8 protein-coding genes are annotated in these 7,937 nt (G+C 73.1%); 4 read left to right on the top strand and 4 right to left on the bottom strand.

Annotation, left to right across the window (positions count from 1 at the left end; genetic code table 11):
• On the top strand, nucleotides 1-991 hold a 991-nt coding region (locus AB0J52_RS19070), incomplete at its 5' end, for an MMPL family transporter (RefSeq protein ID WP_500182924.1).
• A 117-nt stretch (nucleotides 992-1,108) separates the two neighbouring features.
• Here the strand turns inward: AB0J52_RS19070 and AB0J52_RS19065 are convergent.
• Both AB0J52_RS19065 and AB0J52_RS19060 read right to left on the bottom strand, forming a co-directional pair.
• Nucleotides 1,109-1,345, bottom strand: coding sequence for a hypothetical protein (locus AB0J52_RS19065; protein WP_500182923.1), 237 nt, complete (start codon nucleotides 1,343-1,345; stop codon nucleotides 1,109-1,111).
• Nucleotides 1,346-1,591: 246 nt separating this feature from the next.
• Nucleotides 1,592-2,257, bottom strand: coding sequence for a TetR/AcrR family transcriptional regulator (locus AB0J52_RS19060; protein ID WP_500182922.1), 666 nt, complete (start codon nucleotides 2,255-2,257; stop codon nucleotides 1,592-1,594).
• Nucleotides 2,258-2,421: 164 nt separating this feature from the next.
• Between AB0J52_RS19060 and AB0J52_RS19055 the strand changes: the two genes are divergently transcribed.
• Entirely contained in the window at nucleotides 2,422-3,009 is a 588-nt protein-coding gene (locus AB0J52_RS19055) for an HAD family hydrolase (RefSeq protein ID WP_500182921.1), read from the top strand.
• A 72-nt stretch (nucleotides 3,010-3,081) separates the two neighbouring features.
• On the opposite strand, the gene AB0J52_RS19050 is transcribed toward AB0J52_RS19055, so the two are convergent.
• Entirely contained in the window at nucleotides 3,082-4,113 is a 1,032-nt protein-coding gene (locus AB0J52_RS19050) for an Rv1352/Rv1906c domain-containing protein (RefSeq protein ID WP_500182920.1), read from the bottom strand.
• A 159-nt stretch (nucleotides 4,114-4,272) separates the two neighbouring features.
• On the opposite strand from AB0J52_RS19050, the gene AB0J52_RS19045 reads away from it, so the two are divergent.
• Nucleotides 4,273-4,944 carry a hypothetical protein gene (locus tag AB0J52_RS19045; RefSeq protein WP_500182919.1) on the top strand — a complete coding sequence of 224 codons (672 nt, stop codon included), beginning with the start codon at nucleotides 4,273-4,275 and terminating at the stop codon, nucleotides 4,942-4,944.
• Nucleotides 4,945-5,001: 57 nt separating this feature from the next.
• Here AB0J52_RS19045 and AB0J52_RS19040 read toward each other — a convergent pair whose 3' ends face one another.
• Nucleotides 5,002-7,533, bottom strand: coding sequence for a M14 family zinc carboxypeptidase (locus AB0J52_RS19040; protein ID WP_500182918.1), 2,532 nt, complete (start codon nucleotides 7,531-7,533; stop codon nucleotides 5,002-5,004).
• Between the two features lie 144 nt (nucleotides 7,534-7,677).
• Here AB0J52_RS19040 and AB0J52_RS19035 point away from each other — a divergent pair.
• A partial coding sequence (locus tag AB0J52_RS19035) for an alcohol dehydrogenase catalytic domain-containing protein (RefSeq protein ID WP_500182917.1) occupies nucleotides 7,678-7,937 on the top strand: 260 nt, incomplete at its 3' end.

Here is a 7,937-nt window from a genome sequence, read left to right as displayed (position 1 = left end):
GATGCGGCTCAGCCTGCCCGACTCGTCCACGCAGCCGCACGGCAACAGCGCGTACGCCGCGCACGAGATCGTCGCGCGCGGCTTCGGCCCGGGCGTCGAGGCCCCGCTGGTGATCGTCTCCCAGGGCGGTGACGCCGCCCGCGTCGCGAACGCGGTGCGCGCCACGCCGGGCGTCGAGAGCGTCCAGCCGCCGCGGACGAGCACCGACGGCACGGCCTCGGTCACCATCGCCTACGCCCGCACCGGAGCCCAGGACGAGGCGACGCAGAACCTCGTCCACCACCTGCGCGACACGGTCGTCCCGGACGCGACGCGCGGCACCCCGCTCGCGGGCAAGGTGTTCGTCGGCGGACCCAACGCGGCCTCGATCGACTTCGCCGACAACGTGCAGAGCCGGCTGCCGTGGCTGGTCGCGGTCGTCGTCGGGCTGTCACTGCTGCTGCTGGTCGCGCTCGTCCGCTCGATCGTCGTCGCCGCGCAGGCGGCGCTGATGAACCTGCTGTCGATCGCCGCCGCCTACGGGGTGCTCACCGCCGTGGTGCAGTGGGGCTGGGCCGGGAAACTGCTGGGCTTCCCGACCTCGATGCCGGTCGCCACCTGGGTCCCGATGATCATGTTCCCGATCCTGTTCGGGCTGTCGATGGACTACGAGGTCTTCCTGGTCTCCCGGATCCGGGAGAACCACGAGCTCGGCATGCCGACCCGGCAGGCCGTCGCGGGCGGGGTGGCCGGCACCGCCCGGGTCATCACCGCCGCAGCCGCGATCATGATGATGGTGTTCCTGTCGGTGCTGCTCGGCGCGGACGTCGCGGTCAAGCAGGTCGGCCTCGGCATGGGCGTCGCGATCCTCATCGACGCGACCGTCGTGCGGATGCTGCTCGTCCCAGCGCTCATGGAACTGTGCGGCGAGGCCAACTGGTGGGTCCCGAAATTCCTGCGCCGCCGGCAGGCGCAGCCCGCCGTGCAGGCCCCGGTGCCCACGCGTCACTGACGGCCGGATCACGTACAGGCGAATGGAAACGCGCCCGCGGTTGTCCGCGGGCGCGTTCCCATCTGTCATGCGTGCTGCGTGGGTCATGCGTGCTGCGTGCTGCGGCTCGTTCCGTGGTCAGCCGCGCGAGCGGACGCTCATGATGGCGTCGCGCAACTGCTGGGACGTGTCGGCCTCGATCAGGCGCGGGCCCGAGCGCAGCGGCACCATCGCCCACCAGGAGCCGGTGGCCTCGCCGTACCAGACCCGGACGCCCGGGAACTGTCCCTGAAGGCCGCGCGCCATCGCCTCGCGCAGTTCCGCGGGCGGCGGCTCCTCCCGCCCGGCCGTGTTGTTCCCCGGTGATCCCGTCATGCGGCCCTCCCCCCGAATACTCATCGGTCCCAACATCCCCGCTGCTTCGCGTGTGACCCTAACTTGGCAAGGTGTGACGAAAAGCACCGGGGGCCCCTGAGGATGTGGCGCGTCCCACACCGCGCCGTCGCCCCGCCCCGCGCGCGCCGCCCTCCGCACACGAAGAACCCGCCCGCGCGCGGACGGCGCTGGGGGCGGGTTCGGGTGCGGCCGCGCGGAAGGCGGCGGCCGGAGGCGGACGGGACGTCAGTGCGTGTTGATCCCGTCGAACATGACCTTCAGGTAGTGCTCGGCGAGGCCCTGCGCGTCGAGGCGCCCGCCCGGCTTGAACCAGCGGACGGCGACCCAGACGGTGTCGCGGATCATCCGGTAGGTGAGCTTGGGGTCCACGTCGGGGCGGAACAGGCCCTCCCGCTGGCCGGCCTTGATGGTGTCCACCCACATCTTCTCGACCTCGTCCTCGGACTTGGTGAGGTAGGCGAACCGCTCCATCCCCTTGAGGTAGTTCCAGTCGTTCTGCATGACCGTGATCGCGGCGCGGTGCGGCTCCAGGGTGCCGAACGCGATGCGGACCAGGCCCGCGATGGTGGCCCGCGGGTCCTCGCCGCGGTCGATGACCTCGCGGTACCGGGTCATGATCTCTTCGAAGAAGCCGGACAGGATCTCGTCCACGATCGACTCCTTGGAGTCGAAGTGGTGGTAGAGGCTGCCGGACAGGATGCCCGCCTCGTCGGCGATGTTGCGCACCGTCGTGGCCTGGAAGCCCTTCTCGGCGAACAGCTCGGCGGCGAGCCGCACCAGGTGCTCGCGCCGCTCGGACGCGGCGGCCGACGAGCCCCTGCCGCGCCGCCGGGCCGCGGGCTCCCCGCCGCCTGATTTCGGTCGTCCGGAATTAGTGCTCGTGGTCGTCACGCTCTCATTATGCCGCGTCCGCCCAACCGCTTGCTCAAATCCGCCGGGGTGTCGCCCCGGAGATGGAAATCTAGCGCTTGGTCAATACCTCCGCACGTCCTCCGCGCATGTCGCACCGTCCGCCGGGGCGCCGAGGACGGGAACCGGACCCTAGCCTGGACGGCATGTCCCAAACCATCGTGTTCGACCTCTACGGCGTGATCGCCCGTACCCAGACCGACGCCGCCAGGAAGCGCATCGAGGAGCTCGCGGGCGTCTCCGGAGAGCCCTTCTGGGCCGCCTACTGGGCCTGCCGCCCCGCCTACGACGCGGGCCGGGAGAGCGCCGCCTACTGGGGCGACGTCGCCGCCCGCCTCGGTGTCCGCTTCGCCGACGTCCCCGCGCTCATCGAGGCCGACCTCGACAGCTGGACCGACGTGGACGACCGCATGGTCGCGCTCGTCGCCGAGCTCGCGGGCCGCGGCCGCACCCTCGGCCTGCTCTCCAACATCATCACCGACCTCGTCCCGCGCTTCGAGGCCAAGCACGGCGACTGGCTCGGCCACTTCTCCGAGCGCGTCTACTCCTGCGAGATCGGCGTCGCCAAGCCGGACCCGCGCGCCTACGAGATCTGCGCCGCCCGCCTCGGCGTCCGCCCGTCCGACGTCGTCTTCTTCGACGACGCCGAACGCAACGTCCTCGCCGCGCGGGCGGCCGGGATGACCGCCGAGGTGTTCACCGGACCCGAGCAGATCGCGTCGCTGGTCCTCTGACCCGCCTCTGACCGGCCTCTGACCCGCCGCGCGGACGGAGCGGGACAAGACCGTCCGCCGGGCGGCCGTTGCCTACTCGTCCGGGGAGGACTCCTTCAGCCGTGCGCGCAGCAGGCGCAGGACGTCGTCGGTGCGCTCGGTCATGCGCTCGATCTCCGGCAGCGCCATCTCGTCCCGGACGGTCTCCGCGAGCACCTCGTCGTACTCGTGCGCGCGCTCGGTGAGTTCGTCGATGCGCCGCTGCGCGCGGAAGGCGTCGTCGGCGGCGCGGACGCGGTCGGCGTACCGCTCCAGCGCCTCGACGCGGCGGGTCACGGCGGTCACCGACAGGGCCAGCTTCTCCCGCAGCACGCCCAGCGCCGCCGCCACCTCGGGCAGCTCGTCGACCGGCTTCGGATCGTCCGCCCGCAGCCGCGACTGGTGGGCCAGGACGTGCGCGATCTCCCACTCCTCCCGGGGCAGCAGCACCGCGTTCTCGGCCTTGTCGAGCAGCCCCTCCCGGTTGACCTCGCTCTCGCGGACGGTGTCCACGGCCGCCTGCGCCCGGACCAGCAGGGCGCGCGCGTCCTCGTCCAGGTCGTCGGCGACGACGAAGCGGTCACGGCGGCGGTCCAGCTCGTGCGCGCGGTGCACGTCGAGCAGGAACGTCGGCGAGCCGATCGCGACCAGGGCCGCCAGCATCGTCATGCCGAGCAGCCACATCGACCCCAGCACCGGCAGCCCCGCGAACCCCACCCCGAGCACCGTGAACGGCGCGAGCACCACCAGCGGACGGCGGCGCCGGACGAGCGGGTCGAGTTCGGCGCGCAGCGTCGGGTCGGCCACCGGACGCGGCCCGGACGCGCCCGACCCGGCGTCCCCGACGCGCGACCAGTACGTGCGCACGTGGGTCTCGAACGCGAAGTCGCCGGGGGAGATGTCGATCTCGGTCGGGCCGGCGGGCAGCGGCCACGCGCCCACCGGGTCGTCGCCGGCCGGGCCGGTGAAGCGCACCCACCAGCCGCCCCGGCCGTCCTCGCACCGGTAGCGGCCGGGCGCGATGTCGATCCCCACGAAGAACGTCCCGATGCCCGGAATGGTCTCTTTCCAGGTACTGCTGGCCACGGCGACCTCCGACCCGCCTCGCGCCGCTCGGCTCCCTCTCCGACCGCCCGCGCGCCGCCTCCCCTGCCGCGTTGGAGCGAGCGATATGTGAGCCGTACCCGGATGCGTGGCGGTGAAGTCGCGTCCGGGGCAGGAGATTGGAACTGGAATACTCCAGGCGTGCGACCCGACTACGACCCGCTCGACGACCCGCCCTGGGCGATGCAACTGGTAGTGCGCGTGGAGAAGGCCGATCCGCCGAGCCACGACGCCGTCTGCGCGGCCGCCGCGACGGCCGTGGCGCGGTTGCTCGCCGACCCGCGCGCGCACGAGCCCGAGGGCGAATGGCAGGCCGCCGTCCAAGGCTGGGAGTCGCGGCGCATCCGCAAGGTGGCGCGCCGTGCCCGGGGGATCCGCTGGCCCGAGGTCCAGGAGCTTCCGGGCGTGACCGCCGAGGCGTACGGCGCGCAGGTGCGCGCGTTCCCGCCCGGCCCGATGGACGAGGTCCCGCCGCAGATCACCAAGCTCCAGGTCGCCGGCCTCGACCTGCCGCCCGCCGAGGAGCCCCTCGCTCCGCCGGACGGCCCGTACGCCGAGATCGCGCTGAACCCGGACGTCACCATGACCACCGGCAAGGCCGCCGCCCAGTGCGGGCACGCCGCCCACCTGCTGCTCAGGCAGGCGGGCGGACGCGCCCGGAAGCGCTGGCTGGAGAACGGCCTGCGCGTCCACCTGGCCCGGGACGTCCCCTGGCACGACTGCGTGGAGCGTGCCACCGTGGCCGTCCGCGACGGCGGCTTCACCGAGGTCCCGCCCGGCACCATGACCGCCATCGCCTGGATCGCGGGCTGACCGGCGCCCACCGCCCCGGGGACGGCCTTCGCGGACCGTCCCCGGGACGTGCGGCCGTCAGGGAAGGACGACCGCCACCGGCGTGATGCCCGCCTGGCGGATGAGGGACGGCAGGCGTCCGGCGAACGGGTGGTGGTCGGTCGGGAGGCCGGCCGGGTTGTCGATCACGTAGTGGACGACGCCGCCCGCCCGCCGCTCGGTGTAGCGGGCGCCCACCGAACGCAGGATCCCGGCCGCCCGGCCGGCGTCGGCCGCCTTGACCGAGACCCGGATCGGGGACTCGACCTGGAGCGGAGCGTCCGCGACCGCCTGCGGGCGGGGCGCGGCGAGCCCGGAGACCCCCGCCCTCGGGTCCGGTCCGAGCAGCGCGTTGTACAGCAGCTTCGCGGTGCCGTCGCTGAACGCGCGGAAGTTCGGCTCGCCGCCGAACAGGACCGTCCGGCCCTTGCCCACCGGCTCGTCGGTGACGGCGGCGGTCCCGCCGAGTTCGGCCGCGCCGCGCTCGTACCCGGAGACGAACCAGTCCGGCGAGGACGCGTCCGGGTAGCCGGCCGCGACCTTGGCCGGATCGCTCTGCCGCATCACCGGGTCGTAGGCGTAGAACTGCCAGGCGGTGCCGCCGACCCCGCGCGCGAGCGGGCTGCGGCCGTCCACCTTGACCCGGAACAGCGAGCCCGGGACGTCCGAGGTCGGGTCGCTGAAGGTGTCGGTCGTGATGCCCACGCGCGCGGCGAGCTGCGCGCCGCCCTGCCAGCCGACGTACCGGCCGCCGTTCTGGACGAACGCCGCGAGCGCTGCCCGTCCGGCGTCGCCGAGCGCCTTGTCGGCGGTCGCCGCCGGGCCGTTCGGGACGACCAGCACCCGCACGCCCGCGAGCTTCCCGGCCGCCACGTCCGCCGGGTTGAGCAGCGTGTACGGCACCTTCCACTCGCGGTCCAGGCGGGACCGGAGCCACCCGGCCGACTGCCGCGCGCTGGACGACGTCGCCGACAGCTGAAGGATGCCGACCTTCGGGGCCTTGCCGGAGTGCCCCGGCGTCTCGGCGGGCAGCGGCGGCACGGGCCGGGTCCTCGGGTGGAGCGGCGCCCCGGACGACCCGCCCGCGACGTTCTGCAGCAGCGGCATCGACCAGGCCGTCACGTCGTAGAAGTACGGGAACGGCGTGTAGGAGTCCTCGTTCAGCATGGCCTGGATCCAGTGCTTCTGGCCCTGCGCCATGCTGACCGTGTACGTCCCGGCGGGCAGCGTCGTGCCGGTCTCGGGCCGTCCGTACGGCTTGTAGTCGGGCACCGCCAGCGGCCGGACGAGCCGGTCGACCCGCACGCCCATCCGCTGCAGCCGGCGCACGATCGTCCGCACCTCGGGGCCCTTCGCGGGGTCGTCGGCGCGCAGGAAGTACCGCCGGACGAGCCGGTCCGGGACCTGCCGGTCGACCTGGTTCGGCGGGTTGTAGATCTGGTTCGGCTCCAGCTTCCCGGCGGCGCCCTGCCGGTAGGCGTCCACGGCCATCCGGTGCCACTCGGTCATGATCCGCCGCCGGTTCAGCGCGGCCTGCGACAGCGACACCCACTGCGTCAGGTAGTGCTCGTTGACGCGCTCCGGGTAAGGGCTCTCGTCGCCCTTCTCGTAGGTCATCCCGGCCGCGAGGAAGCCGGAGATCGGGACCGTGTCGCCGTACCCCTGGTAGAAGAGGTCGTAGGTGTCGCGGTTGAAGTAGTCGATGCCCCGCCGGGTGAACTCGGCCGCCATCGCCGCGCCGTAGATGTCGTTGATCCAGCCGACCGCCTGCTCGGGCGTCTCGTGGTAGATCGGGTCGGCGTTCGGCGGGAAGAAGAACGACGTCCCGCCCATCTCGTGCGCGTCGATGTACAGCACCGGCGGGTACCGGTCGAGCATCGCGAGCTTGCCGTCCACCTCGGGTTGCGTGCGCGCGAACCAGTCGCGGTTCATGTCGAACCCGTAGGCGTTCTGGCGCGTGTTCAGGGTCCGGCCGTCCGGGTTCTGCGTGGGCAGGACGACCACCAGCGCGTTGTCGAGGACCGTCCGGGCGGCGCAGTCGGTGCGGTCGCCGAGGTCGCGCAGCACCTTCAGCGCCGCGTCGGTGCCGCTGGGCTCGTCGCCGTGCACGTTGGCGCTGATCCACAGGATCGGGACGCCCCGCTCGGCGAGGCGTTCGGCGAGCCTGGCGGGCGTGCGCGGGTCGCGCAGCGCCGCGGCCTCCCCGCGCACGCGTGCGAGCCCGGCGCGGGTGAGCAGTTCGGGACGTCCGACGATGGCGTACTTCAGCGGACGGCCCTGCGCGGACGTGGCGAGCGTCCCGGAGACGACGCGTTCGCTGGACGCGGCGACGGCCTCCAGGTACCGGTCGGACTCGGCGGCGGTGACCTCGCGGTCGCCCAGTTCGATGCCGAGCACCCGCTTCGGGGAGGGGACCTTCCCCCGGTAGGCGGGCGCGGTCCCGGTGGGGTCGCAGGACGGGGAGGGGGACGGGGACGAGGGCGGTGCGGCGGAGGCGGAGTCCGCGAGCGCGGTCGGCGTCGCGAGCGACGCGGCCGCGACGAGCGACACCGCCAGGCGTGAGGCTCTCATGGCTTCGCAACGTGACATATGTCCCGTTACGTACCAATGGCAACTTCTGCCAAGATCCGTCGGCGCACGGGCCTACCGCGGCGGGCGCGAACGTGGTTCGGTTTCCGGGAGCGACATTCCGCCACCGGATACTGGGAGGAACCGATGCGCGCGGCGTTGACGACCAAGGACGGCACCCTCACCGTCACCGACGTCCCGGACCCGGTGCCCCTGGACGGCCAGCTGCTGGTCCGGACCCTGGCGTGCGGCATCTGCGGTTCGGACCTGCACGCCCTCGCCGACCCCGAGGGGTTCATGGAGACCACCCGGCGCTCCGGCGGCACCCCCTACGACCCGCGCGACGGCCTGGTGTTCGGGCACGAGTTCGCCGCCGAGATCGTGGACTACGGCCCCGGCACCGAGCG

Source organism: Spirillospora sp. NPDC049652, assembly GCF_040675125.1.
Classification (GTDB): Bacteria; Actinomycetota; Actinomycetes; order Streptosporangiales; family Streptosporangiaceae; genus Spirillospora.
This window is presented reverse-complemented; position numbering and strand designations above follow the sequence as displayed.